Here is a 26,657-nt window from a genome sequence, read left to right on the forward strand (position 1 = left end):
ACTATTTTTGTTTATCTACTTTTTTAGCAACTTTTTTATAATCAATAATAAAATATAATACAGAATTTGCCGGTACTCCGGGAGTAGGGTAATTCTTATATGCCAGTTTTGAAGGCACCAGTAACTCTATCCGTCCACCTGGCTTAATTAAAGACAAACCTATTCTCCAGCCCGGCATTACACTTTCCCGAATAAACTTAAACGGATTATCAGCGGTAGCCCGACTAAAAACTGAATCGGTCATTAAGCGGCCTTCATACTCTACAGTTAAAGTATCAGTCGGGGCACGATCGTCGGCTCCTGTACCAGCAGAATCAATTCTGTAATAAAGCCCGCTCGTATCTTTTGTTAAAGTAACCTTATTTGCCACTGCCCAGTCCTTAATTATCGTTTCATCAATCTCAAACTGAGCTTTTTCATCATAGACTTCAGGTTTTGTACACGCGGCTAAAACACCAACAATGATAGCTATCCCTAATAAAAGCCTATTTCTTAACATAATGCACAAAAATAGTCTTTTATTGGCGATAGAACAATTTTTAACCAATTTTAACAATTGACATAAAAAACGCCCCTAATATTTTAGGGGCGCCCAGTTTATTTATGAAATGTTACTCCTAGTATAAAATAAGTTAGTAACAGTACCTATTTGCAGCTATTAGCTGCTGTGCCACACTTTGGCGAACATTTTTAACATTAAACGGCTCTGCTTTAGTAAATCTGCGCAAGCCAACCATCATCATCCTCAGTTCATCGCCTTCGGCAAACGCCCATAGCGCTTCTTTACCAGCCTTTTGAACCGCATCAACCGCTTCCACAAAGTAGATGCGCATTAAATTCAACTGCCCCTCACATTGCTTTTCACCTCTGATACTTACCAGTTTCTCCGTTCTCAACATTGCCGATTCAGCTACATACACATAGCTGGCCATATCAGCAATATTCATCAGAATCTCTTGCTCTTTAGACAAGCTCATCATCAACTTCTGAACCGCAGCACCAGCAACCATTAAAGTAGCCTTTTTAAGGTTTTTAATGATTTTCTTTTCTGCAGCAAACAAAGTATCATCCTCTTCACCAAAATCAGGGATGGACATTAATTCACCTGCAACAGCAGTTGCCGGAGTCATCAAATCCAGTTCGCCCTTCATTGCACGTTTCAGCATCATATCAACAGTAAGCAATCTGTTTATCTCGTTAGTGCCCTCAAATATCCTGTTAATCCGCGCATCCCGATAAGCCCTGTCCATAGGTGCCTCGGCCGAGAATCCCATACCGCCATAAATCTGCACACCTTCATCAACAACATAATCCAACGCTTCAGATCCCCATACCTTCAAAATGGCGCACTCAACTGCAAACTGTTCTGTAGATTTTAATTTCGCCTTACCGGCATCCATGCCACCCGCAACCAGGGTATCATATGCATCATCGATATTCTGACCTGCACGGTAATTAGCCGACTCCACAGCATAAACTTTAGAAGCCATCTCGGCCAGTTTATGACGAATAGCTCCATATTTAGAGATAGGTCTTTCAAACTGAATACGCTCATTCGAATAATTAATAGCCGTATCTATTACAGATTTAGAGGCACCAATAGCCGCAGCTGCCAGTTTAATCCTTCCAATGTTTAAGATATTTACAGCAATTTTAAACCCGTTTTCGCGCTCAGATAACATGTTTTCAACAGGTACAGGGCAGTCGTTAAAAAACACCTGTCTGGTCGAAGAACCTTTAATACCCATTTTATGCTCTTCAGGGTTCATGGTAATGCCACCAAACTCACGCTCAACAATAAATGCGGTTAGGTTTTTATCGTCATCAATCTTGGCAAACACAATAAACACATTAGCGAAACCACCATTAGTGATCCACATTTTCTGACCATTGATCAAATAATGTTTACCGTCAGCACTTAGTTTGGCTTTTGTTTTACCAGAGTTGGCGTCAGAACCAGAATTTGGTTCAGTTAAGCAGTAAGCTGCTTTCCATTCGCCAGTTGCCAGCTTAGGAATATATTTATCTTTTTGAGCAGCATTTCCATAATACAGAATAGGCAGAGTACCAATTCCGGTATGTGCAGAAAGCGCAACAGCAAAAGAGTGACCGGCACCAATAACATCAGCTACCAGCATCGAAGTATTAAAATTCTTCCCAAAACCGCCGTATTCTTCAGGTATAGATACACCCAGAATCCCCAGCTCTCCTGCTTTATCCATTAGCGAAGGCATTAATCCTTCCTCCTGCGTATCAATACGATCAAGATTTGGATATACCTCTGCAGCAAGGAAATCACGACAAGTCTGCGCAATCATTTTTTGCTCTTCATCAAATTCTTCAGGAATAAATACATCCTGATAAGCGGTTTCTGTTATCAAAAACTCTCCGCCCTTAATAGTCTTTTTGTCTGTAGTTTCCATAATACCTATAAGATTAAAGCATTTCAAAAATACCGGCCGCACCTTGTCCGCTACCCACACACATAGTTACCATACCGTATTTTTGTTTTCTTCTTTTTAATTCATTAAACAACTGCACAGATAGCTTGGCACCAGTACACCCTAGTGGGTGACCAAGTGCAATAGCACCTCCGTTAACGTTTAAAATATCTTTATTGATACCCAATTCTCTAACAACCGCAAGCGACTGAGAAGCAAAGGCCTCATTCAATTCAATCAATTCAACCTGATCAAGCGTCATACCCGCTTGTTTCAAAGCTTTAGGGATGGCATAGATAGGCCCAATTCCCATGATACGCGGCGGAACACCAGCTATACCATAGCTAACCAAACGTGCAATAGGCTCAACACCCAGCTCTTTCATTTTCTTTTCAGAAACCACCAAAACAAACGCAGCACCATCTGATGTTTGCGAAGAATTACCGGCAGTAATACAACCATCAGCTGCAAATACAGGTTTTAATTTAGCCAGCTTCTCTATCGAAGTATCGGCCCTTGGCCCTTCATCAGTATCCACCACATAACTTCTGGTTTTCTTTTTCATATCAGCATCCAGATAGTTTTCATTTACCGTAATTGGTAAAAGCCCATCTTTCAGATGACCATTTTTAATCGCTTCAACAGCCTTCTGATGCGACTGATAAGAAAATTCATCCTGATCTTCCCTGCTCACATTATACTCACGCGCAACCGCCTCAGCTGTTAAGCCCATCCCCCAATACCAATCCGGATTAACCCTGGCAACCTCGGCATTCGGAACAACTTTCCAACCACCAAAAGGCATACCCGACATCACTTCAACCCCACCGGCAATAATGCAATCGGCCATACCGCTTTTAATTTTAGCAACCGCCGTGGCAATAGTTTCCAGGCCTGAAGCACAATATCTGTTAATGGTAACACCCGGTACTTTATCCGTATCTAAACCCATCAGCGATATCATACGACCAATATTTAGTCCCTGTTCTGCTTCAGGCGTAGCATTACCTACAATCACATCATCAATTTGCTCATTATCCAGATTGGGTATGGATGCCACCAAATGTCTGATTACTTCAGCTGCCAGATCATCTGCCCTCGTAAAACGAAATACACCACGAGGGGCTTTGCCTACTGCGGTACGATATCCTGCTATAATATATGCTTCTTGCATGTCTTATCTTTTTTAATCAAAAAATTAATTTCTTAATGGCTTGCCTTTAGTTACAATACTTTGGATACGTTCAAGCGTTTTCCTTTCACCGCAAAGCGATAAAAACACTTCCCTTTCCAAATCCAGTAAATACTGTTCGGTTACTTCTGTTGGCGATGAAAGATCACCTCCACACATCACCCAACCTAATTTTTCAGAGATCTTTTTATCATGCTCGGAGATGTAATGGCCCGAATACATGGTATTAGCACCTGCGTAAACAATACCTAAACCCTGTTTACCCAATACCTTAATATCTTTTCGTCTAACTGGCTGTGTGTAACCCGCATCGGCAAGTTCAATTGCCTTAGCCTTAGCATCAGCAATTAGCCTGCTCCTGTTCATAGAAATAGAATATTTACCTTTTTGCAAGTAACCCAGCTCAAAAGCCTCAACAGCCGAGGTAGAAACCTTAGCCATACCGATAGTTAAAAACCTATCCTTAAGCACATTCTGAACAATCTGATCATCATTATATTCATCAGATGCCCTTAAAGCAAATTCTTTGGTACCGCCCCCACCGGGTATAACTCCTACACCAAACTCAACCAAACCCATATAGGTTTCGGCATTAAGCTGCACATGATCGGCATGTAAGCTGAACTCGCAACCACCACCAAGTGTAAGGTTATGTGGCGCGACAACTACCGGGATAGAAGAATACCTGATGCGCATAGAAGTATTCTGGAACGTCCTTATCGCCATATTCAACTCGTCCCACTCCTGCTCAACCGCCATCATAAAGATCATCCCTACGTTGGCACCGGCCGAGAAATTTGCACCATCATTTCCAATCACCACCCCTCTGTAATCCTTCTCTGCCATATCAATTGCTTTATTAATGGCCTGTAAAGTATCGCCACCAATGGTATTCATTTTAGAATGAAACTCTACGTTGATAATTCCATCGCCCAAATCAATAATCGATGCACCGGAGTTTTTCCAGATCACCTTGCTGCCCCTTAAATTATCAAGAATAATGAACGCCTCTGTACCCGGAACTGCTTTATAGCTTTTGGTAGGGATATCGTAATATTTTCKAACCCCATCCTCTACCTTGTAAAACGATGTATTACCGGCAGCAAGCATCTCATGAACCCAGGCCGCAGCCTCGTGTCCATATTTTTTCATGTCCTCAATAGATTCTGCTATGCCTACAGCGTCCCAAACCTCAAACGGACCTAAATCCCATCCAAAACCGGCACGCATGGCATCATCAATTCTGTATAGTTCATCAGATATCTCCGGAATCCTGTCAGAAACATATTCGAACAAACCAAAAAACGAAGCTCTGAAAAGCTCGCCTGCTTTGTCTTTACCTGCAGCAAACACTTTCATCCTGTCTCTTACGTTCTCAATCGGTTTGGTCAAATCCAGTGTAGCCGATTTAACTTTTACCTGCGGTCTGTATTCCAGTGTTTTTAAATCAAGGGCAAGAATCTCTGTTTTGCCATCTGCAGTCTTTGTTTTTTTATAAAAACCCTGGTTGGTTTTATCACCAAGCCATTTATTGGCTTCCATCTTTTCTACATAAGCCGGAAGCTTAAAAAGATCGTGTGCTTTATCATCCGGACAATTATCATAAAGTCCTTTGGCAACTTTAATCATGGTATCTAGCCCTACTACATCGGTAGTACGGAAAGTTGCCGATTTTGGTCGGCCCAAAGCCGGACCAGTATATTTATCTACCTCTTCTACCGTCAGCTCCATCTTTTCAACCAGATGTAGCAAGGCCATAATAGAATACACGCCAACCCTGTTTGCTATAAATGCAGGCGTATCTTTACATAAAACGGTCGTTTTACCTAAAAACTTATCGCCATAATGCATCAGAAAATCTACCAGTTCAGGTTTGGTATGTGGAGTAGGTATAATTTCAAGTAACCTTAAATAACGAGGAGGATTAAAGAAATGCGTGCCGCAGAAATTCGCTTTAAAATCGTCACTTCTGCCCTCGGCCATCATATGAATAGGAATTCCAGAAGTATTGGAAGTAACCAAAGTACCCGGTTTACGGTGCTGTTCTACCTGCTCAAATACTTTTTTCTTAATATCCAGATTTTCTACAACAACCTCTATTATCCAATCACAACCTGCAATTTTAGACATATCATCATCAAAATTACCAGTAGTAATTTTGTTAAGTACTTTTTTGGAATAAACTGGCGAGGGATTGGTTTTTACAGCGGTTTGTAAGGCTGTATCAACTATACCATTTCTTGGCCCCTCCTTTGGCACAATATCTAACAACAAGACCTCAACACCTATATTTGCAAAGTGACAGGCAATACGCGATCCCATAATTCCGGATCCCAATACCGCTACCTTATTTATCTTTTTGTTTATCATTTCCATCAGTATATTTTTGCTTTTAATGATTGTCAAGCTGTTACCTGGTTAGCCTTTATTTTCCCTGTTTTCTTCAGGTATTTTATAAGCTAAAGTCAGTTTATTTAATTTCTGTAAGGATAATATCAAATTGTTCTTCTCGTGAGAGTTTAGGTTTTCATTTAAATACTCATTAAATGAAATCACAACCCCTTTTGCCAGCTGTCTTTTCTCGCGGCCAAAATCAGTAAGATAAACTTTAACCGATCGCTTATCCCCGGCAGAAGTTTCCCTGTATATTAACCCCAGTTCTTCCATATTGTTTAGCATCCTGGACAAACTCGTTGCCTTGACCCCAAGCAGACCTGCAAGCTGGGACACCGCCGTCCCCTCTTTGTCTATATTAATTAATACATAACCAATTGCCTGCGTTATTCCGAATCCGGATGCGATCTGGTTATAGGTGTTGGCCATGTTTTGCCACACTACCTTTAAAAAATAGTCTATTGTCTCCTGTTGTTTCATTAAATACTATGCTTGCATAACAAAGCTATTGAAATAATAATTAGTTTGCAAGTATAATTTGCAAAATATTATATCATAAAAAACCCCACTCTAAAACAATAGAGTGGGGTTTTTAAACTTAATACTGTTTCAGACTAGTAAAGCGTAAACTCTACCCTTCTGTTTTTCTGACGGCCTGCTGCAGTTTTGTTGCTTGCAATAGGCTGACTCTCGCCATATCCAGTTGCCTCAATACGAGAAGCATTAGCTCCCTGAGACACTAAATAAGCTTTTACAGATTCCGCTCTATCTTTAGATAATCTCATATTTAACGCATCAGATCCTGTATTATCAGTATGACCTGCTAATTTCAAACTAAAGTTTTTCTCAACCAACAGTGCCGCAACACGATTCAATGTAGCATATGATTTAGATCTGATTGTAGCTTTACCCAAATCAAATTCTAAGTTTTTAATTGCATCAGCAACAACCTTACGATCTGCTTCTGTAATAACAACTTTTTCCACCGGAGCCGGTACTTTTAACGGACATCCAGATCCATCAACTACAGTTCCTGAAGGAGTATCCGGACATTTATCCAATTTATCGGCAACACCATCACCATCTGTATCTTTCAACAGATCGTTCATTTCGCCTCTTAATTTCTGGTTCTCAGCTTTCTGAGCTTCAAGATCGCCTTTCAAAGCATTGGCAGTTTGCTTAGCCTGTAAAGCCTCATCATAAGTTAAAGCTACAGGATTATGCCATGCAAGTTGTTTCTGACCGCTACCCAAAGCAAATTCCAAACCACCATAAGCGTATGAGTATTTATCATTGCTTCCACGGAAGTAACCATCAAGATCATCATTATCAAGATAGTTCATAGTCCAGCCCAAATCAAGGTTTATCCTGTCAGACAGTTTAAATTTAGCACCAACACCAACCGGAATAACCAGTTCATTAAGTGTTTCACCATTTTTGTAGTCGGTTAAACCAGCACTACCGGTAGAGGTTTTAACCTTGTAACCAGCAACACCAGCACCAGCTGATGCATATAACTGCAATGCATTGTTTTTATTGAACATATCAATATTAAACAAATTCACTACAGCATTTAAGCTTGCTGAATAATCCAGAGTAGTTTCGAAAGCACTGATAGGACTATCGTTTACTGCACCACTTTTGTATGGTTCTGAATTATCACCAGTCAATTTACCTCTTACCCCATCTAAACGCAATGAGAAATATGGCGTAAATTGTTTTTTAATATATAATCCGTAACCGAAGTTGCTTTTCCAGTTAGAGAAATCATTTTTTCCTCCCAAAGGAGAAATTGGAGCTAATGCACCGCCATTTATACCAATAGACCACGTATTTAATTTATTTGCATCGCTAGTTGTTACCCTTGTAGAATCCTGAGCCTGGGCTACACCACCAACAAGCAGTGCTGCAACAGCTACGGGTAAACATTTAAATAGTCTTAGTTTCATAGATCGAGTTTTTAAATAATTATCAGAATCTTTTTAATTCCTGTTCAATTATTCAATACTCAGGCCAAACAGCCAAAACCACCTTTAACAATGTTTAAGAGGTAAAGCCACTGTGCTATATACTATACAAAACTACCATGCTGCAATGCTGTCATCGCCGCGGGGGTCGGCACCACCCTGATAATATCCCCACTTGGTTTTCAATATCGCATCCACTCTGCCAATTGAGCCGCGAGGGATAATATTATACCCTTTAGCCTTAAGTTTTAACATAGTTAAACTATCGAGTGTGTTTTCTTCAGTATAAACCTCATCGGGCAACCATTGGTGATGAAACTTTTTAGCCGATACCGCCTGTTGCATACTTTTATCAAACTCTATTACATTTAATATCGTTTGAAAAACCGAAGTAATAATAGTAGAACCACCAGGTGTGCCTACAACCATAAATAGTTTACCATCTTTTTCGATAATAGTTGGGGTCATAGAGCTTAGCATCCGCTTGCCTGGTGCAATGGCATTGGCTTCGCCACCAACTAACCCATACATATTAGGTGTTCCGGGCTTTACGGAGAAATCGTCCATTTCGTTGTTCAACAAGAAACCCGCTCCTTTTACAACTACAGCCGCACCATACGACCCGTTTAATGTGGTAGTTATAGATACCGCATTTCCATCCCTGTCTACAATAGAGAAGTGTGTGGTTTCCTCATGCTCCCTGCCATTTAAATTCCCTTCTTTAACTTGTGCACTTGGGGTAGCCTTGTTCCAGCTAAAATTGCTCATCCTGTTTTTGATGTAAGCATTATCTAAAAGCTGCTGTTCCGGCACTTTAAAAAAATCAGGATCTCCAAGATAGGCAGCCCTATCGGCATATACCCTGCGTTCGGCCTCAACCACCAATTGAACTGTGGAATCAGCATTTAAACCCCATCTTTTTAAAGGATAAGTCTCTACCGATTTAAGCAACTGCAACAAAGCAATGCCACCACTTGATGGCGGAGGCATTGTAATAATTTTATATTCTTTGTAGTTACCTATGGTGGGCTTACGCCAAACTGCCTTGTAGTTTTTAAGGTCTTCTTTAGAGATAATGCCTTGTCCGCGTTGCATTTCGGCTATTAAACTATCGGCAACAGCACCTTCATAAAACCCGGCGCGACCATGATCTCTAATCTGCTCCAAAGTATTGGCCAGCTCTTGCTGCTGTAAAACATCACCTTCTGTCCAATCGCCTGCTTTCAAAAATGCGGTACCATCTGGATTGAACTCGGTAAACGTTTCCTTTAATCCGTTAAGCTCTCTGGCTTGTCTGGCACTTACTTTAAAACCGTTTCTTGCCAATTCTATAGATGGCTCAATTAAATCAGCCCATTTCAGTTTACCATATTTTTGATGTGCTTCGACCATTCCGGCTACAGAGCCGGGAACACCGGCAGCCAGGTGGCCGTATAAACTTTTATCGGTAATGGCATTACCGGCAGAATCCAAATACATGTCTCTTGATGACAATGCCGCTGCTTTTTCTCTAAAATCTAAACTATTGGTTTCTCCAGAAGCAGCGCGATAAACCATAAAACCCCCGCCACCAAGATTACCGGCATTCGGATAAACTACTGCCAGGGCAAACTGTACGGCAACCGCAGCATCAACCGCGTTACCACCTTTTTTTAAAATACCCAGGCCAACCTTAGAGGCAAGCGGACTTGCAGAAACCACCATTCCGTTTCTATACTCGTTGCTGTTATGCTTTCCAAGCTGTCCTCCAACACACCCAGATAGCATTAACCCTGTAATTAAAGCTAATACAATGTTCCTATGCGTGTTTCTCTTCTTTGTAATTCTCTGCGTCGGCATAAATTTTTTCTATAATATCTTTATTCTTTTCCAGAATAACTTTCCTTTTCAAACTAAGCTTAGGAGTAAGCTCACCACCATCAATACTCCATTGTTTTGCCAGCAAGGCGAAGCGCTTAACCTGCTCCCACTTACCAAATTCTTTACCAGACAGCTCTACAATTTGCTGGAACTTTTCTACTACGTTCGGATCCTTTGCCATTTCAGCATCGGTGGTATAGCCAATTCCCTTTTTCGCTGCCCAGGCCTTTAACGCCACAAAATTAGGAACAATTAAGGCAGATGGAAACTTACGATTTTCGCCMAATACCATCACCTGCTCCACCAAAGGTGTTTCCTTAAATTTATTTTCTATCATTTGAGGTGCCACATACTTGCCGCCTGCAGTTTTAAATATCTCTTTTTTACGGTCTGTGATTTTCAAAAACTTGCCACCCACAAGCTCGCCAATATCTCCGGTATGGAACCAACCATCTTTATCTATAGTTTCGGCAGTCAGGTCATCGCGCATATAATAGCCTTTCATAATGTCGTGGCCACGCGCCAAAACTTCTCCGTCTTCGGCAATCTTTACTTCTACCCCTTTAATTGCGGGCCCCACAGTACCAAACATGGTATTACCAAAGTGGTTTACTGTAATTACCGGTGATGTTTCCGTTAATCCGTAACCTTCAAATACTGGCATATCCGCAGCCCAAAAGATTCTTGCCAATCGCGGATTTAATGCCGCACCGCCCGAAACAATAACGATAATGTTGCCCCCCAAGGCTTCCTGCCATTTTTTAAATACGAGTTTTCTGGCAATGCTTAATTTAAAATTATAGAACCAACCGCTTTCAATTTCATACTTCTCTGCCAGGGCTACCGACCAAAAGAAGATTCCCCTTTTAATACCGGTAAGCGCTTTACCCTTTTCCATGATCTTTTCGTATACCTTTTCCAATAATCTTGGAACGGTAGAGAAAACCGTAGGTTTTACAAACTGAATATCGGCCACAATGGTATCCATACTCTCGGCATAATAAACAGATGTGTTGGTATACATGTACAGGTAAACAACCATTCGCTCAAAAATATGAGACAGGGGCAGGAAGCTCAAACCCGTTGTAATTCCTTCTGGCAAAAGCACCGCGGAGTTCTCGAAATTTTTAACCAGGTTATCGTGCGTAAGCATCACTCCTTTGGGCGTTCCGGTTGTTCCCGAAGTATAAATAAGAGTTAAAATATCTTCTGGTTTTATTTGATTTCGATACTCATCAAGATTATGAGTTTGTTTTGCACCATCATCTAACAATGCAGACCAATTATTGGCACCCGGCACGTCATTAAACGTATATACTTTTATATCAGTAGCCAGTTCTGCACATACGTTTTTTAATTTTTTATAAAGGGCTTCATCGGCTGCAAACACAACCGTAACGGCTGCATTTTCAAGAATAAATTTGATATCGTGTTCTGCAAGCGTTGGGTAAAGTGGTATCTGATAGGCGCCTATTTGCATAATAGCGAAATCGGTGATGTTCCACTCAGGTCTGTTTGGCGAAATCACTGCCACTCTGGATTCTTTTCCCAACCCGATACCAATTAATCCGCGGCTCAATGCATCCACAGTCTCACAAAACTTTTGGGTACTGTATTTTACCCACTTTCCGTTTATTTTACCACTAACAAATTCTTCCTTTGGAAATTTCTCTAAATTGTATTGAAGCAAGTCGAATACTCTTGTTATCGTTACAGCCATGGTACTTCGCTTAATATTTATATTATAGGAATTTGGTTCACAAAGGATATGCCCATATATTCTCCCTCTACGCCCCTTGTTTTCCAAACTTAACTAAAAATAATCAATATTATTTTACAATTGCAGTGTGATTTGGGTCATTTTTAGGAGGCGGATAAAGAACAATTCATGATTAGAGCAGCTCTCAACATTCTTCCCAATTCAGACCGCACTGTTATCTCTCTGCTCGTTCGCGATGTCGGAGTATGATATAAATCATTCAAGATCATCTGATAGATTTCTCCAAATTTTCTTTTCCTGAGCTAAACATCGCCGGCAAATCAAAGTAGAAAAGACTGTAGTTATCGTATAGCAATGCCATCAGTCCTACATTTAAATCTCCGTATGATAAGGGCAATTTGCTCTTTTTATAAAACAACCTCACTGAAAACCAGTATTTATAATCTGAATGTCATGCCGTGGCACAATAGTTGTTATGATGCTTTCATCTAATAAAAAGTTAAAAACAGACATTATGAAAAAATTAATCTTTACTCTATTTTGTTGCACTGCATTGCTAGCATTAACATCAAATGTGGCTAATGCTCAAAGTTATAAAACTGCACTAGGTATGCGTATTGACGCTGGCGACGGTTCAACCGGTGTTGGTTTTAATGTAAAACACTTCTTCTCTAGAAACGGTGCAGTTGATGCCAACCTTATCTTTTTTGACGGAAACGTTGTTGGTTTAGGTGCAGAATTTCAATATCAGGCTCCAATTGCAGGTGCAAGAGGATTAGACTGGTACTTAGGTGTTGGTCCGAATTTCTTGTTTGGAAAACACTCAACTGCAGTTCAACTTAGACCTACCGCTGGTTTAGATTTTAAAATCCCAAATGCACCAATTGACTTTGCATTTGACTGGCGCCCAATGTTTACCCTTAATCAAGGAACAGAATTTACCGCAGCGCGTTTCGGCATTTCATTACGTTACGCGTTCTAGATAAAACTACACATCTTCCTTATTGAAAAACAGCAAGGGCTGCGAATATGAATTCGCAGCCCTTGTTTTATATATACCTCATTCTATTTAAGTAACAGCGCCCCAATTTCCGCTACCGTTTTAGCACTAGAGGGGCCTTCAGCATTAGCAACCTTCCCCTCTTTATCGATAATCAAATACCTGGGAATGAAACTAATATTGAACTCTCTACCCAATTCGGCGCTTTGTGCATTATTCAGGAAATAATGCTCTCCTTCTATGTTATGACCGGCAATCAAATTTTGCCACGTGCTTTCAGTTGGTGAGCTGATGCATAAATACAAGAAAATAACGTCTTTATCGATGAACTGATTGCGGAGTTTTTTCGAATTGGCCATTTCTGAAAGACAGGGAACACACCAGGTTGCCCAAACATCCAGGTAAACTACTTTTCCCTTATATTTCTCAAGAATCGTTTTAACCAGCGCATCAGGGGGCAGCTTTTTGGCATCATTTAAAACAGACTTAGCARAGAGCTTGCTTTTATAAAGCCTGTCATACGCCAGTTGATAATCCTTTAAAAACAGCTTCTTCACCGGATTGTCACTAACTATTGATTTATAATTGGAGATTAATGAGTTGATATTTACTAATTGATTCTTATCCAATCTTTCCCTCAGAAATCTTGTCAGAAATACATCCTTTACAAAACGATTTTTATTAGATGCTATCTGATCAAAAGTCGCCTTTGTTTTAAATGTCATCAGGTATTCCTGGTCAAATCTGGTTGAATATGTGTTTATAAAATACTGTCTATCTGCCTCTGAGGCCTTGTTCACTGTATCAAGGATTTTCCGGCAAAGTGCTTTTTCATCCTCCGAAAACTCAATATGTTCTTTTAGGAGGTACCTGACCAAATCTGTAAACAGAATAGTGACCTCCTTACCAGATGCAAATGTTTCCCTTTCCAAAAATTGATAATAACTATTTAAAAAACTCTTATACCTAAAGTTTCCGAAAGCTTTCTGATTGTTTAATGGAGCTCCTATTGAATCGAGAAATTGTAATAGGTTTGGGTCTTTTTCTTTTGTCTTAAGTAATGCCATCAATAGATGGCTAGCTACAAAATATTTTGATTCAAGATCCGATTGTGCTTTCAGGAATGGATCGGCATTAAGAGCACTGAAATATTTAGCGTTAAAGTCAAGTACTTTTTTCAATTGTGCCGTTAATGATTGTTTAAATTGAATATAACCGCCTGGCTTTAAGGAATCCAGGGAATCAAAAGAAAAGAGATCAGTTGAACCTTGTGCTTCTCTCAATGAATTATAATATTCGTCTTGCTGGTTATTGGCATTAGCCATGTTCCCTTTAAACGTTTGCTTAGATGTATAATCCTCTAATCGCTTAAAATCGAAGTCCATCACATCTCCCGGCTTTGCAAAAAAACGCCCCGTGAAATACAAACCGAAGCGGATATCATCTCCAGACTTAACTCCTTGAGTGAGCTGTATTTCCTGATAACCATTAACAGGGAAAGTAACACTGTAATTCCCCATGCTATCTTTGCTAATTGGTATAATGACATCCTTGCCTGTAATCAGATCTATGTATTGAAATGCATATTGATCTGCTAAACCTTCGTTTTTAGCAAACTGCTTAATATTGCCTGTTATCGTGATGTTCTTTTGCGCTTCAATAGACAGCTTTGTTGAAGGTATTGAACGGTCTTTGCTCTGGCCAAATGCAGTTAGACACATAGCAAACAAATAAAAGATCATTATAAGATAACAAGAGAATGAGCGCATAATTTCTGGTTATAATTGGTTAATAATCCACAAGATAAACATTTACTTAAATGACAAAGATCATTTAACTTTTTTTAACTAGTACACTATTAAGCAATTACATATAAAAGCAAGGGCTGCGAATATGAATTCGCAGCCCTTGCTTTTATATGTAATTAAACAGGAGTCTCTCGACCAAGAAGTAGCGACGAAACGATTCACATAATCAAGAGATCTCTCCTGTCGTCGAGGACGGGGATGTGCTCCATATTATGCGCCCAATTCCCTTAAAAAATGCTTGCTAAGAAGAGGTCTAGGAATCATTGCGCTTTTTCAGCGCATTTATTCCAGACGCTGAATAGTAAGTGTTTTTTAACCTTTCTTTCCCAAAAGCCAACGATTTCTTACAGCCTTTTCTCCTTCGCTTGGATTCTCATTAACCGTAGTTATCAATTTAACATTCGGATTAGCCTTTAAGGTAAGTTTAATATCCCTTACCAAACCATCTCTTCTAATAGTAACGGTAATCACATCGCCAACATTTTTACTGGTAACTACCGGCATTTTCTCAATAGCAACCTCAACAGGCACGCCATCAACAGTTACAATCTGATCATTCACATTTAAGCCACCATCCCAGGCAGCAGAATTACGCGAAACAGCCGATACAATAATATCACCCTCCACCTTTTTAGATGCCACACCTAAATACGGAATAATTTTACCTTCATTTTCGTCTACAACACTAATACCCGCATAGCCAAAGTATTTTTTGTACTCAATAGCATCCGTTCCATTTACATATCTGGCCCAGAAATCAGTAAAGCTGATGCCGCTAATTTTCTCTACCATAGCCTTAAATTCAGCATCAGTATAACCTCTGCCTAATTTTTTATAGTACTCATGGTACATGCTTTTCATTACATCATCCAAACTCTTGGCTCCTTTAGTAGCATGGGCAATTTCAATGTCCATAAGCATACCAACAACCTCACCTTTACTGTAATAAGAAATGGTGGCGTTGTTAGAGTTTTCATTAGGACGATATGCTTTAATCCATGCATCGTAACTCGCTTCGGCGGCCGACTGAACTTTTGCGCCCGGTGTGTTTACCACATTGGCAATAGCTGTTGCTAGCGCCTGTGCGGTCTCATCAACAGTAAAAAAGCCAGCACGATGCGTTAGTTTATTCTCATAGTACGATGTAAAACCTTCGGCAACCCAAAGGTTTGTAGTGTAATTTTCATTATCGTAGTCAAATGGACCCAGGGCTACCGGACGTAAGCGTTTTACGTTCCAAAGGTGATAATACTCGTGTGCAACAAGATTTAAAAAATCTTTATATCCTTTTGGATCAGCATATTTATCTCTGGATGCGCCAAGTACGGTAGAATTTAAATGCTCCAGACCACCACCTCCAACGGAGCGGTTGTGTACTATAAAAGTATAGTGTTTATTCGGGTTCTCGCCATAAATAGCGGTTCCCTGCTCAACAACCTTAGCCATATCAACCTGTAGCTTTTCCTTGTCGTAATTACCACCTCCATACATAGCCACTTCATGTTTAACACCAGATGCAGTGAATTCAAAAACATCCTGGTTACCTACTTCAATAGGGCTATCGAACAAAAGATCGAAGTTCGATGCCGTATAAGTAAACGGTTTTCCGCTTACCGGCTCTAAGCCTGTAGATACCTTTTCCCAACCTTTAAACGGGTTCACTTTAACAGTGCTTGGTAAGTTTAGCATGCCATCAGGATAAATAAATATTCCGGTGCTTGATAAAAAAGCATGACTTTCATCAACAAAAGAGGTACGTACAGATACTTCAAAAGCATACACGCGGTATTTGATTTTTATGTTTTTTGCTTTAGCGGAATAAATTCTCCAGGCGTTTTTTCTTACTTTCTCGAACTTAACAGGCTTATCGTTTGCAGTAGCCGAAAAGCCCTCTACATTTTTTGCAAATTCGCGAACCAAGTATGATCCTGGTGCCCATACAGGCATTTTAACGTCTACATAATCCTTAGTTAATCCTGAAATGTTCATTTCCATTTCAACGTAATGTGCCTGTGGTTCAGTGAAATTTACCTCGAACCCAATCTTTACCTGCGACTTAGCTGTCATACTTATTGATAGTAATACGATTAATCCTGCTAATGATGTTTTCATCAAAAATTCTTTATTAATATAAGTTAGTTGTTTTTGCTGTGCCAAACTTAGATAAAAGTGCTTAAAATAGTGTATATTTTACCTACCGTTTAATATGCTCGTAAGTAAAATATTACGTTAATGGAGCTGTAACATCCTTAATACAAGCCTTGTGAGGCGCCATATTTGAATATTTTTGTACGCTAACAAAGTCAACACAGCCAATATGAAGCTCAAGTATATCGTTTATGCCCTAATTGTTTTAGGGTTTCTTTATTTTATTTATTACAGGATTTCGGCCAATAAGGCGATCGAAAATTCAGGTGGCGGAAAAGGCGGAGGCAAGGGAGCCAAAGGCGGCGCGCCAACAATGAATGTGAATGGCGTAGTAGTAAATGCTGCTGCTTTTAACAATGATCTTGAAATAACAGGGGCTGTTGAGGCCAACGAGGCTGTTACTTTAAAAAGTGAGGTATCTGGATTGGTTACCGCAATTAATTTTAAGGAAGGTACTAACGTAAGTAAAGGTACGCTGCTGGTAAAAATTAACGACAGGGATATACAGGCTCAGTTACAAGACGCACTTACTAAAGAACGATTATCGGCTACTAACGAAGCCCGGGCAAAACAGCTTTTGCAAAAGGGAGCAATTAGTCAGGAAGAGTATGATACCTCGCTTGCAGATTTGCAGTCGCTTAAATCGCAAACGCAATTGGTCCGTGCACAATTGGCAAAAACATCTATATATGCCCCTTTTAGCGGGAAAATTGGGTTGCGCTCTATTTCGGTTGGAGAGTATATTACCCCTGCCAGTGTTATTGCAAACCTGCTTAGCATAGATCCTATTAAAATAAACTTCGCGGTTCCTGAAAAGTATGTAGGCCAGATCAAATTACACTCTGAGATCTCATTTAGAACAGATGGATCTGCAAAATCTTACATCGGAAAGGTATTTGCTATTGAACCGGGAATAAATTCACAAACAAGAACATTACAGATTAAAGCATTGGCGGCTAACCCGAATAACGAGTTGCTGCCGGGTGCTTTTGCAAGGATTAAATTAGCGCTTACCACTTTAAACGATGCTATTTTAATTCCTAATGAGGCTATAATTCCTGTACTTGATGGGAAAACGGTATTTGTAAGTAAGGGCGGACAGGCACAGCAGATTTCTGTTGAGGCGGGTACGCGTACGGCAAAAGCTATCGTGATTACTTCGGGACTAAAAGTTGGAGATACAGTTTTAACCACAGGTGCCATGGCTCTTAAAACAGGGACGCCGGTACATGTAACAGTTACTAAAAACTAAGAGCGACAGGATGAGTATTTCAACCACGAGTATAAAAAGGCCGGTTTTGGCCATTGTAATGAACCTGATGATCCTTTTGTTTGGGGTTATCGGCTATAACTTTTTAGGAGTTAGGGAGTTCCCTAATATTGACCCTACGGTGGTTTCTGTGCGAACTTCTTATCCGGGTGCCAACTCTGATATTATTGAATCGCAGATCACTGAACCGCTTGAAAAATCTATTAATGGGATTGACGGGATCAGGAATATTTCTTCATCAAGTAATCAGGGTAGTAGTAATATTACCATAGAGTTTAATCTGGATAAAAATATAGACGATGCAGCCAATGATGTGCGCGATAAGGTTTCGCAGGCGGCAAGAAGTTTGCCTAAAGATATCGATGGCAATCCGGTTGTAAGTAAGGCTGATGCTAACTCTGATGCGGTAATTACGATGACGGTGCAAAGCGATAAGCGGAATGTAATGCAGCTAAGTGATTACGCTGAAAACGTGATTTCTGATAGGCTGCAAACCATAACCGGGGTTAGTAGTATACAGATACAGGGGCAAAGGAAATATGCCATGCGTATTCGTATAGACCCTAATAAACTGGCTGCCTATGGCTTAACATCGCAAGATATTGTTACTGCGTTAGACAGGGAAAACGTAGAGTTGCCATCTGGTAAAATTACGGGTGCAAGTACGGAACTGGTGATAAAAACCTTAGGTAAATTAACTGACGAAGATGAATTTAACAACCTGATTCTGAAAAATGATTCGGACAATGTAGTGCAGTTAAAAGATGTTGGCTACGCGGTTCTGGGTTCTGAAAACGAAGAAACTGTTTTAAGGGAATCTGGAAAGCCTATGGTTGCTGTTGGCTTGGTTCCGCAGCCGGGAGCTAACTACCTTGACATTTCTAAAGAGTTTTACAAGCGGTTTGAGCAGCTGCAAAAAGATATTCCACAGGATATAAAACTTAATGTTTCGTTGGATACAACCAGGTTTATCCAGAGCTCTGTTACTGAGGTTGCGGAAACGATTATCTTGTCGCTGATTCTGGTTATTCTGATCATTTACCTATTCTTTAGGGATTGGGCAATTGCAATGAGGCCGCTGATAGATATTCCGGTATCGCTGGTGTTTACGTTTTTTATCATGTACATTTTTGGGTTCTCGATTAATGTATTGTCGCTGCTGGCAATTGTACTGGCAACGGGTTTGGTGGTTGATGATGGTATTGTGGTTACAGAAAATATCTTTAAAAAGGTAGAAGAGGGCTACTCCCCTTTTGAGGCCGCAATTAAAGGTTCTAACGAGATCTTTTTTGCTGTTATTTCAATTTCAGTAACCTTAGCTGCAGTGTTTTTACCGGTTATATTTTTGCAGGGCTTTGTAGGCCGGCTGTTTAGGGAGTTTGGGGTGGTAATTGGGGCCGCCGTGCTCATATCGGCATTTGTATCGCTTACTTTAACACCGATGCTAAATGCTTACCTGATGAAAAAAAGCGGGCACAAAAAATCCAAATTCTACGACATGACGGAGCCATACTTTGTGGCCATGAATGATTGGTACGAAGAAAAACTAAACAAGTTTTTGGACAGAAGGTGGTTGGCAATTCCTATTATTTTGGTTTGTTTGGGTCTTATTGTTTTGTTTTGGAAGATATTGCCTAAAGAAACCGCTCCTTACGACGACAGAAGCGCGATTAACATGAACCTTACTCTACCTGAAGGCTCTTCTTTTGCCTATACTGATGATTTTGTGGGTAAGGTTTCCCAAATGGTTCAGGATTCTGTGCCTGAAAAGAAAGTGGCTATTACGGTTACCTCGCCGGGCTTTGGTGGTTCGGCATCTACAAATAGCGGGTTCGTAAGAATGGGCTTAAGTGACCCGGGAGAAAGGCAACGTTCTCAGGCTGATATTACTAATGCTTTAACCAAGATTACCAGAAAATATACTGAAGGAAAAGTGGTTGTAACGCAACAGCCTACTATTTCGGTTGGCCGTAGGGGTGGTTTGCCTATCAATTACATTATACAGGCTCAGAATTTTGAAAAGCTAAGAGAAAAAGTGCCTTTGTTTATGGATGAGGTGGCTAAGGATCCTACTTTTACAACTTCTGATGTGAATTTGAAGTTTAATAAGCCCGAAATTGACTTAACTATTGACAGGGCTAAGGCCAAAAACCTGGGGGTTTCTGTTGCAGATATTGGTTCTGCTTTACAATTGGGCTTAAGCGGTCAGCGCTTTTCTTACTTCTTTATGAACGGAAAGCAGTATCAGGTTATTGGTCAGTTTGAGGTTGGCGACAGGAAAGATCCACTTGATCTTAGTTCTGTATATGTTAGAAACGATAAAGGTGAGTTGATTCAGATTGACAACCTGGTTTCGAGTAAAGAAGAGAGCAGTCCGCCACAGCTATTCCGAAATAACCGCTTTACCGCAGCAACTGTTTCGGCGGGGTTGGCTCCGGGCAAAAGTATTGGAGAAGGTCTGGATGCAATGGACAGGATATCGGCTAAAATACTTGACGAAACGTTTTCTACAGATTTAGGCGGTGAGTCGAGAGATTTTAGAGAGAGTTCATCTAATACTTCTTTTGCCTTTGGCCTTGCGTTATTGTTGGTTTACCTCATTCTTGCAGCACAGTTCGAAAGTTTTAAAGACCCTATTATCATTATATTAACGGTACCGATGGCTGTAGCCGGTGCATTTTTATCCCTCTGGTTGTTTGGCCAAAGCTGGAATATATTTAGCCAGATTGGCACCATTATGCTGATCGGACTGGTAACTAAGAATGGTATTTTGATTGTTGAATTTGCCAATCAGCTTAAAGAAAAGGGCAAGAGCGTTCATGATGCAATCAGAGAGGCTTCAGTATCGAGGTTAAGACCTATTTTGATGACCAGTTTGGCTATTGCCATTGGTGCGCTTCCTATTGCAATGGCATTAGGTGCCGCTGCAAAAAGCAGGATGGGTATGGGTATTGTGATTGTTGGTGGTACTATATTCGCGCTGATTCTTACGCTGTTTGTTATCCCTGCTATTTATTCGTTCTGGTCTAAAGAACACAAGGAAAATTCAGAACTAAAAGAGTCTTTAATAGCTGCGTTGAAAACGGAAAATGTATAAGTGGCCATTTACAAAGAGAAACATGAAAAAGCTTAATTTTATTTTGATCATACTTCTTGCAGCCTTTGTACAAAATGCAGCTGCCCAGGAGAAACTAACGCTTCAACAGGCAATTACCATCGCTCTGCAAAATAATTACGACATAAAATTGGTTAACAATGATTTGCAGATTGCAAAGAACAACACCAATATTGGCAATGCCGGTTTTTTACCTGGGGTTACAGGGAGTTTTGCAACGGACGGGAGTAGACAAAATACAGTACAAACCACTTCTACTGGTGCTGAGAGAGTTGCCGATGGTGTTAGGAATACAAGCATGAACTACGGTGTTGCGCTGGATTGGACCATTTTTGACGGCTTTAAGATGTTTGCTACTTATGATAAATTAAAGGAGTTGCAAAAACAGGGCGAGGTAAATGCAAAAGCCGCTATATTAACTACAATTGCTGATGTAATTAATTCATATTATGCAGTGGTAAAACAGCAACAGCTTGTTGTTGCCAATGACAGTGCATTGGATATTTCGAGATTTAGATTAACCATTGCTGATAACAAACTGCAGCTGGGTAAGGGTTCGAAACTTGATGTTTTAGCTGCTCAGGTTGACTACAATACCGATACATCTGCCTATTTACAGCAAAAAAACCTTTTGCAAACATCAATGATTACGCTTAATCAGGTTATGGCCAGGGCTATTGATACTAAATTTACTGCGGAAGAGGATATGGACATTGATTACAAACTGAATTATACCCTGTTGCAGGAGCAAACGTTACAGTTGAATCCTGATCTACAGAATGCTTTTATTAATAAAAAGGTGGCTGAACTTAGTTTAAAAGAGGTAAAGGGACAGCGTTATCCGGTAGTTGGTGTAAATGGTGGTTATGCATTTTCGAGAAGCGCCAACCCTACTGGGTTTAACCAGAAATTTAGAGGTCAGGGTATCTCTTATGGCTTAACGGCAAGCATGAATATCTTTAATGGTTTTTTACAGCGTCAGAATGAAAGAAATGCTAAGGTGCAGATCAATTCATCTGAAGTGGAGCTTGAAAAAACCAAGCAAACTATTAACGCCCAGCTGCTAACTGCTTTCGAGAATTATAAAACAAGCCTGGATTTGTTAAAGGTTGAGACTAAAAATGTTGACATTGCCAAGCAAAATCTAGATATCACTTTAGCAAAGTACAGGCTAGGAAGCATTGCCCCTCTGGAACTTAGAGAGGCCCAAAGAAACGCTATAAACGCAATCACCAGGTTTTTAGATGCTCAATATCAGGCAAAACTTACAGAAATCAGTTTAAAAGAGATAAGTGGCACTTTAAATATCCAATAAGATTAGTATTTTTATCGCATGATTCTAGTAGCAGACAGTGGTTCTTCTAAGACCGATTGGATGGGTTACAGCCCCAATGAAAAAATCAACTTTAGTACGCAAGGAATAAACCCTTATTTCTTAAATGCACATGATATTTTCAAATTGTTTTCAAAGAAGAAAGAAATTGCCCCTTACGCTGATAAGGTTAAAGAAATCTATTTCTTTGGTGCAGGCTGCTCGTCGCCTGATAAAATTGAGGTGATCTCTAACGGGATTTCTTCTTTCTTTACCAAGGCTTATGTGTCAGTTGAGCATGATTTAATTGGTTCGGCATACGCCACTTGTGGTGATAAAAAAGGACTGACTTGTATTTTGGGTACTGGTTCTAATATTTCTTATTACGACGGTAAAGAAGTTCATAACGGGGCACATGGCTTGGGTTATGCTCTTGGTGATGAAGGCTCAGGCACCTATTTTGGTCGCAAACTGATCACAAGCTATCTATATCATCAGATGCCTGCTGATCTTGCTGTTGAATTTGCCGATACTTATCAAATTGACAAGGAATCTGTTATTACCAATCTTTATCAAAAACCAGCACCAAATATCTACCTGGCCTCGATAAGTCGTTTTATGGCTTCTCATCCTGATCATCCTTTTATTATTAATATTTTACGTGAGGGTTTCCAGGAATTTGTAGATTCCAACATTAAGGATTACCCTAATTATAAAAGCCTTGATACTCACTTTGTAGGCTCTATTGCATTTTACTATCAGGATATTTTAAGAGAGGTTTGTATTGAGAATCAGGTAAAAGTTGGTAAGATATATCAAAAACCTATTGAGGGTATTTACAACTACATCYTAAGAAAAGAAGGCATCATGGTTTAAGCTGCGTTTTATCCTTTTTACATCATAGACCGCTCCTGCCGCAGGCAGTAAACCGAACTCGCATCATTGGTACGTCGGGATCATCTTCTTAGGCCGTAGCAGTGCCGGTTGAAATGATTAACATGATTATAAACGCCTATTTCCTTATATGGATTCAAGTCTATATAGATTATTTACCACTGACAAATTTCTTTAATTAACCGAATATTGGTTTCATAGACAGCATCTTTACGAAAATTTACGAGGAGTTACATGAACGTTTGATCGGGCCTGCCATTTACACGCATTCTATCTCTCTTTCTATTTAGAGGAACTTCGGCACAATTCCTGTTGAAGGGATACAATTACAGGGAGAAGATCACAACTGACAAAAGCAAAGTAACTGATGCCATTTTTCTGCTTATAAGGATCTTGTAAATTCCCCAGTGTTAATAGGACCTGATGATGACTTGAAACATGGTAGTGAATATTGCGGAAACAAAATACAAACCATGGAGGGCAAAGACATAAATTTTTTATCTGAGCATCCTTTAACCGGACTAATGAAGCGAAGACAGTGCGTCCCTAAGTAGTGTAGATACAATTTTGGAAATCTATATATTCTGCATAAACCCGACCAACTATTTGGACAGATTTAGATGATTATCATTCCGGGCTGTATAGGAAGAATTAAGCCACTTCATACACCGCTATTCGCTTGTCCATTTCGGCAGTTACCATGGAGGCTATCCAATCCAATTTTTTCTGTTCGGTTGAACTAAAGTCTCTATGTTGACTATCTACAATACAAATTGAACCCACATTAAGTCCTCCTTTAGTCGTGATAACAGCCGAAGCAAAAAATTGTATCCCAAGTTCACCAAGCATCATTGGATTTAAAATTAACCCAGGTTTTTTTGTGATGGTTTCAAATTTCACAAGACTATCATTCTGTATTGCAATTGAACATATATTGTTAGCTTGATCGGTATCCAGATCAGCAGACTCTGATTGTTCTGACATACCCCAGACTTTATAGTTGTCTACAAAATTGATCATCGCTAAAGGAACATTTAACATCTTTGCCGATACTGCTACTAGTTTATCAAACACTGGCTCCGGCTTAGTATGCAAAATTTTATATTGCTMTAAGTTTTCCAGGCAAGGATATTCATTTGGTGAAATTACATTGATTCCAATCATACTTACAATTCGCAAAACAATTAAACTTAATTTATCCCATAGCACTTGCAATCAAGGTATTGCATAGCAGCTAATATGTCGGTTACATGGCAATTACCATACCCGATTTGTTATTGTGCTTTAAAAAATTGCTTTTTTATGGCTAACGACAAATAAATGTATCTTCTATTATTAATTGAAGGGGATTTACGATTGAGGATGAAAAACGAGGGATCAGGATTATGTGCGACAAAAGCTACAATTCAGAAAAAGTAAAGAGGGGTAAACCTTCCTCAAACTGGATTCATTTCCCCAATATTTACAGATAAGGTTAAAAAAACAGGCCTTCAAAAATAAAATTCTGAAGGCCTGTTAACAGACGGGTATTCGTATTTTATTTCTTTGTAACCTTGAATTCAGTTCTCCTGTTAAGGGCACGACCTTCAGGATTATCTTTGCCATTAGGTAGTTCATTAGGAGCTACTGGTTTTGTTTCACCATAGCCTCTGCTTGTCATTCTTGAAATCGGTATTCCTTTTGAAACTAAATAGTCTACGCAAGATTTCGCTCTTCTCACTGACAGGTCCATATTATAAGCATCTGAACCTTTGCTATCTGTATGCGCACTTAGCTCGATTTCAATCTTAGGGTTATCCTCCATGATTGAAAATAAATGATCCAGCTTACCTTTTGAATCTTCAGTTAATGTTGCTTTATCAAATTCATATAGCACATCCTTAAGTACTATAGGTTTGTCAATTTCGTAAGGAGTTAAACAAATATCAGGACTAAACAATGTATCTTTTTTTGCTAAATCATCATAACTGAAGTTTAAAATTTTAGAGAAGTACTTATCTTTTTCTGCTGTAAGTTTTAGCTTACGATTAGAATTTACTTTGAACGTGTACTCTCCGGCTTGATTTGTAACTGTTCTAAGTGTTTGCAATGAATCAACAAGTATAATAGTGGCATCTTGTAAGGGCTGTTTTGTATCACAATCGTATACAATACCTTTAACGGTAAGGTATTCACGTTTTACATTAAAAACCTCCAGACAGCAAAGAGATTCACGGTCTGAACTAATATAGCCTTCGGTATCTGAATTATCAGAAGGAGTATAATAGATATCGTCTTTTGATGAGTTAAATGGATAACCAACATTGCGAGGGTCTGACCAATTAGTGAAATCACCCTCACTTTCATAAAAATCAAATCCACCCATCCCTATTCTGCCATTACTACTGAAAAGCAATTTATTGGTTTGAGCATTATAGTAGGGAGCCTGATCATCTTCAGGGGAGTTTATCTTATTACCTAAATTTATCGCTTGTCCTAATGACCCATCAGTTCTCAAAGGGCAATACCATAAATCATACTTACCTTGTCCACCAGGTCTGTTAGACGAKAAGATTAAGTATTTGCCATCTTTAGTTACAAAGGGCTGAATAGCATTAAATCCTTTTACATTTACCTGGCTTCCTAACTCAACTGGATCGCCCCAACCTTTATCTGATGAAGCTAGTTGGTAGATCTTTTTGTCGCCCTGAGCTGTCCAGCTGGTAATATAAATGGCCTTTCCGTTTGGATGAAAAGCCGGAGCAGCTGCTTCTTTGTTTAAACTGTTTAATGCTACCTTTTTAATTGTGATGCCTCCCGTTAAAGGATTACCTGGAGTTTCATATACTGCATTCAAATATGGGGTCTCTTTTTTTGACACTTTCGCATTACTTTGATCAGTTAAGATTTCCTTTTTGCCTGCATCACCTACTGGTCTGGAAGATGTAAAGTAAAATTTACTGTCTTTTATAACCGGTGTATAGTTTGATCCTTTCTGGTTAATATCGTTTTGAAGCTTGGTTAACTTAAACAATCTCGGATAGCGCAATTCAAATAATGCAAACTGGCAAGAAGCTATTTCAGATTTTGTTTTTGCGGCATACGCATCATTAAGTTTATACTTGCCGGCAAATTCATTGAAAGCCGTAACTGCTTCTTCAAATTTTTGATTTGCCCTCAGTGATTCGGCATACCAAAATGTAGCAAGTACATATTTCGGATCCTTAAATTCCTTTGCCAAAGCATACCATTTCTCTGCGTCAGTAAAGTTTTTATAAAGCCTTAACGATTCAGCCAATTGAAATACGCTGTATTCGTAATCTTCCTTTTTAGGGTTATCTTGTTTAATCTTATTTGCAAAACCATAAGGCACTACAAACCCAGCACTATCTGCGGAGGATAGTTGCAGTGATCTTTTATAATATTCTGCGGCTGCGTAATACTCTTTATTTTGAAAATAGACATCCGCTACTCTCTTACTATTGGTTACAAATTGCGCATTTGCAGCAGTTGTGAATAAGCACAGGATCAGTAATGTTTTAAGCAGTTTCATCTGT

Annotated in this window: 17 protein-coding genes; 5 read left to right on the forward strand and 12 right to left on the reverse strand. The window is 39.6% G+C overall.

The window, feature by feature from the left end; all coding sequences use genetic code 11:
• Position 1 precedes the first annotated feature (1 nt).
• From AC1DG9_RS02740 to AC1DG9_RS02775, 8 genes are all read right to left on the reverse strand, one after another.
• Positions 2 to 499 (reverse strand): FKBP-type peptidyl-prolyl cis-trans isomerase, encoded by a 498-nt coding sequence (locus AC1DG9_RS02740; RefSeq protein ID WP_172660460.1) that lies wholly within the window; start codon positions 497 to 499, stop codon positions 2 to 4.
• Positions 500 to 632: 133 nt separating this feature from the next.
• Complete coding sequence (locus AC1DG9_RS02745) at positions 633 to 2,423, reverse strand: acyl-CoA dehydrogenase family protein (protein WP_288883722.1); 1,791 nt, start codon at positions 2,421 to 2,423, stop codon at positions 633 to 635.
• Positions 2,424 to 2,436: 13 nt separating this feature from the next.
• A complete protein-coding gene (locus AC1DG9_RS02750; protein ID WP_172660458.1) occupies positions 2,437 to 3,615 on the reverse strand; it encodes an acetyl-CoA C-acyltransferase in 1,179 nt (392 codons plus the stop codon).
• A gap of 24 nt (positions 3,616 to 3,639) precedes the next feature.
• Positions 3,640 to 6,003 (reverse strand): 3-hydroxyacyl-CoA dehydrogenase/enoyl-CoA hydratase family protein, encoded by a 2,364-nt coding sequence (locus AC1DG9_RS02755; RefSeq protein ID WP_337718261.1) that lies wholly within the window; start codon positions 6,001 to 6,003, stop codon positions 3,640 to 3,642.
• Positions 6,004 to 6,051: 48 nt separating this feature from the next.
• Positions 6,052 to 6,507 (reverse strand): MarR family winged helix-turn-helix transcriptional regulator, encoded by a 456-nt coding sequence (locus AC1DG9_RS02760; RefSeq protein ID WP_172660457.1) that lies wholly within the window; start codon positions 6,505 to 6,507, stop codon positions 6,052 to 6,054.
• A gap of 134 nt (positions 6,508 to 6,641) precedes the next feature.
• Positions 6,642 to 7,976, reverse strand: coding sequence for a DUF6089 family protein (locus AC1DG9_RS02765; protein ID WP_172660456.1), 1,335 nt, complete (start codon positions 7,974 to 7,976; stop codon positions 6,642 to 6,644).
• Positions 7,977 to 8,108: 132 nt separating this feature from the next.
• Positions 8,109 to 9,833 carry a gamma-glutamyltransferase gene (gene ggt / locus AC1DG9_RS02770; protein ID WP_337718253.1) on the reverse strand — a complete coding sequence of 575 codons (1,725 nt, stop codon included), beginning with the start codon at positions 9,831 to 9,833 and terminating at the stop codon, positions 8,109 to 8,111.
• Positions 9,793 to 11,574, reverse strand: coding sequence for an AMP-dependent synthetase/ligase (locus tag AC1DG9_RS02775; RefSeq protein WP_477634282.1), 1,782 nt, complete (start codon positions 11,572 to 11,574; stop codon positions 9,793 to 9,795). The genes ggt and AC1DG9_RS02775 overlap by 41 nt, the downstream gene beginning before the upstream one ends.
• A 514-nt stretch (positions 11,575 to 12,088) precedes the next feature.
• On the opposite strand from AC1DG9_RS02775, the gene AC1DG9_RS02780 reads away from it, so the two are divergent.
• Positions 12,089 to 12,556 (forward strand): hypothetical protein, encoded by a 468-nt coding sequence (locus AC1DG9_RS02780; RefSeq protein ID WP_099439747.1) that lies wholly within the window; start codon positions 12,089 to 12,091, stop codon positions 12,554 to 12,556.
• Between the two features lie 83 nt (positions 12,557 to 12,639).
• Here AC1DG9_RS02780 and AC1DG9_RS02785 read toward each other — a convergent pair whose 3' ends face one another.
• On the reverse strand, positions 12,640 to 14,295 hold the full coding sequence (locus AC1DG9_RS02785; RefSeq protein ID WP_477634283.1) for a TlpA family protein disulfide reductase: 1,656 nt from the start codon (positions 14,293 to 14,295) through the stop codon (positions 12,640 to 12,642).
• 399 nt (positions 14,296 to 14,694) lie between these two features.
• Complete coding sequence (locus tag AC1DG9_RS02790) at positions 14,695 to 16,494, reverse strand: M61 family metallopeptidase (protein WP_337718258.1); 1,800 nt, start codon at positions 16,492 to 16,494, stop codon at positions 14,695 to 14,697.
• A 205-nt stretch (positions 16,495 to 16,699) separates the two neighbouring features.
• On the opposite strand from AC1DG9_RS02790, the gene AC1DG9_RS02795 reads away from it, so the two are divergent.
• From AC1DG9_RS02795 to AC1DG9_RS02810, 4 genes are read left to right on the forward strand one after another with little or no spacing between them, the layout of a single operon-like run.
• Complete coding sequence (locus AC1DG9_RS02795) at positions 16,700 to 17,782, forward strand: efflux RND transporter periplasmic adaptor subunit (RefSeq protein ID WP_172660454.1); 1,083 nt, start codon at positions 16,700 to 16,702, stop codon at positions 17,780 to 17,782.
• 10 nt (positions 17,783 to 17,792) lie between these two features.
• Complete coding sequence (locus AC1DG9_RS02800) at positions 17,793 to 20,897, forward strand: efflux RND transporter permease subunit (protein ID WP_172660453.1); 3,105 nt, start codon at positions 17,793 to 17,795, stop codon at positions 20,895 to 20,897.
• 22 nt (positions 20,898 to 20,919) lie between these two features.
• The gene (locus AC1DG9_RS02805; RefSeq protein WP_172660452.1) at positions 20,920 to 22,230 is read left to right on the forward strand and encodes a TolC family protein; all 1,311 of its coding nucleotides are present in this window, start codon (positions 20,920 to 20,922) and stop codon (positions 22,228 to 22,230) included.
• Positions 22,231 to 22,248: 18 nt separating this feature from the next.
• Positions 22,249 to 23,103 carry an N-acetylglucosamine kinase gene (locus tag AC1DG9_RS02810; protein WP_172660451.1) on the forward strand — a complete coding sequence of 285 codons (855 nt, stop codon included), beginning with the start codon at positions 22,249 to 22,251 and terminating at the stop codon, positions 23,101 to 23,103.
• A gap of 669 nt (positions 23,104 to 23,772) precedes the next feature.
• Here the strand turns inward: AC1DG9_RS02810 and AC1DG9_RS02815 are convergent.
• Positions 23,773 to 24,195, reverse strand: coding sequence for a GAF domain-containing protein (locus AC1DG9_RS02815; RefSeq protein ID WP_477634284.1), 423 nt, complete (start codon positions 24,193 to 24,195; stop codon positions 23,773 to 23,775).
• A 463-nt stretch (positions 24,196 to 24,658) separates the two neighbouring features.
• On the reverse strand, positions 24,659 to 26,653 hold the full coding sequence (locus AC1DG9_RS02820; RefSeq protein WP_477634285.1) for an OmpA family protein: 1,995 nt from the start codon (positions 26,651 to 26,653) through the stop codon (positions 24,659 to 24,661).
• Positions 26,654 to 26,657 lie beyond the last annotated feature (4 nt).

This window comes from Pedobacter sp. 05L430 (assembly GCF_056397585.1).

Excerpts from the sequence above, each read along its gene's own strand:
- AC1DG9_RS02740 (WP_172660460.1), bottom strand. The coding sequence starts at position 499 with ATGTTAAGAAATAGGCTTTTATTAGGGATAGCTATCATTGTTGGTGTT.
- AC1DG9_RS02745 (WP_288883722.1), bottom strand. The coding sequence starts at position 2,423 with ATGGAAACTACAGACAAAAAGACTATTAAGGGCGGAGAGTTTTTGATA.
- AC1DG9_RS02750 (WP_172660458.1), bottom strand. The coding sequence starts at position 3,615 with ATGCAAGAAGCATATATTATAGCAGGATATCGTACCGCAGTAGGCAAA.
- AC1DG9_RS02760 (WP_172660457.1), bottom strand. The coding sequence starts at position 6,507 with ATGAAACAACAGGAGACAATAGACTATTTTTTAAAGGTAGTGTGGCAA.
- AC1DG9_RS02765 (WP_172660456.1), bottom strand. The coding sequence starts at position 7,976 with ATGAAACTAAGACTATTTAAATGTTTACCCGTAGCTGTTGCAGCACTG.
- ggt (WP_337718253.1), bottom strand. The coding sequence starts at position 9,833 with ATGCCGACGCAGAGAATTACAAAGAAGAGAAACACGCATAGGAACATT.
- AC1DG9_RS02780 (WP_099439747.1), top strand. The coding sequence starts at position 12,089 with ATGAAAAAATTAATCTTTACTCTATTTTGTTGCACTGCATTGCTAGCA.
- AC1DG9_RS02790 (WP_337718258.1), bottom strand. The coding sequence starts at position 16,494 with ATGAAAACATCATTAGCAGGATTAATCGTATTACTATCAATAAGTATG.
- AC1DG9_RS02795 (WP_172660454.1), top strand. The coding sequence starts at position 16,700 with ATGAAGCTCAAGTATATCGTTTATGCCCTAATTGTTTTAGGGTTTCTT.
- AC1DG9_RS02800 (WP_172660453.1), top strand. The coding sequence starts at position 17,793 with ATGAGTATTTCAACCACGAGTATAAAAAGGCCGGTTTTGGCCATTGTA.
- AC1DG9_RS02805 (WP_172660452.1), top strand. The coding sequence starts at position 20,920 with ATGAAAAAGCTTAATTTTATTTTGATCATACTTCTTGCAGCCTTTGTA.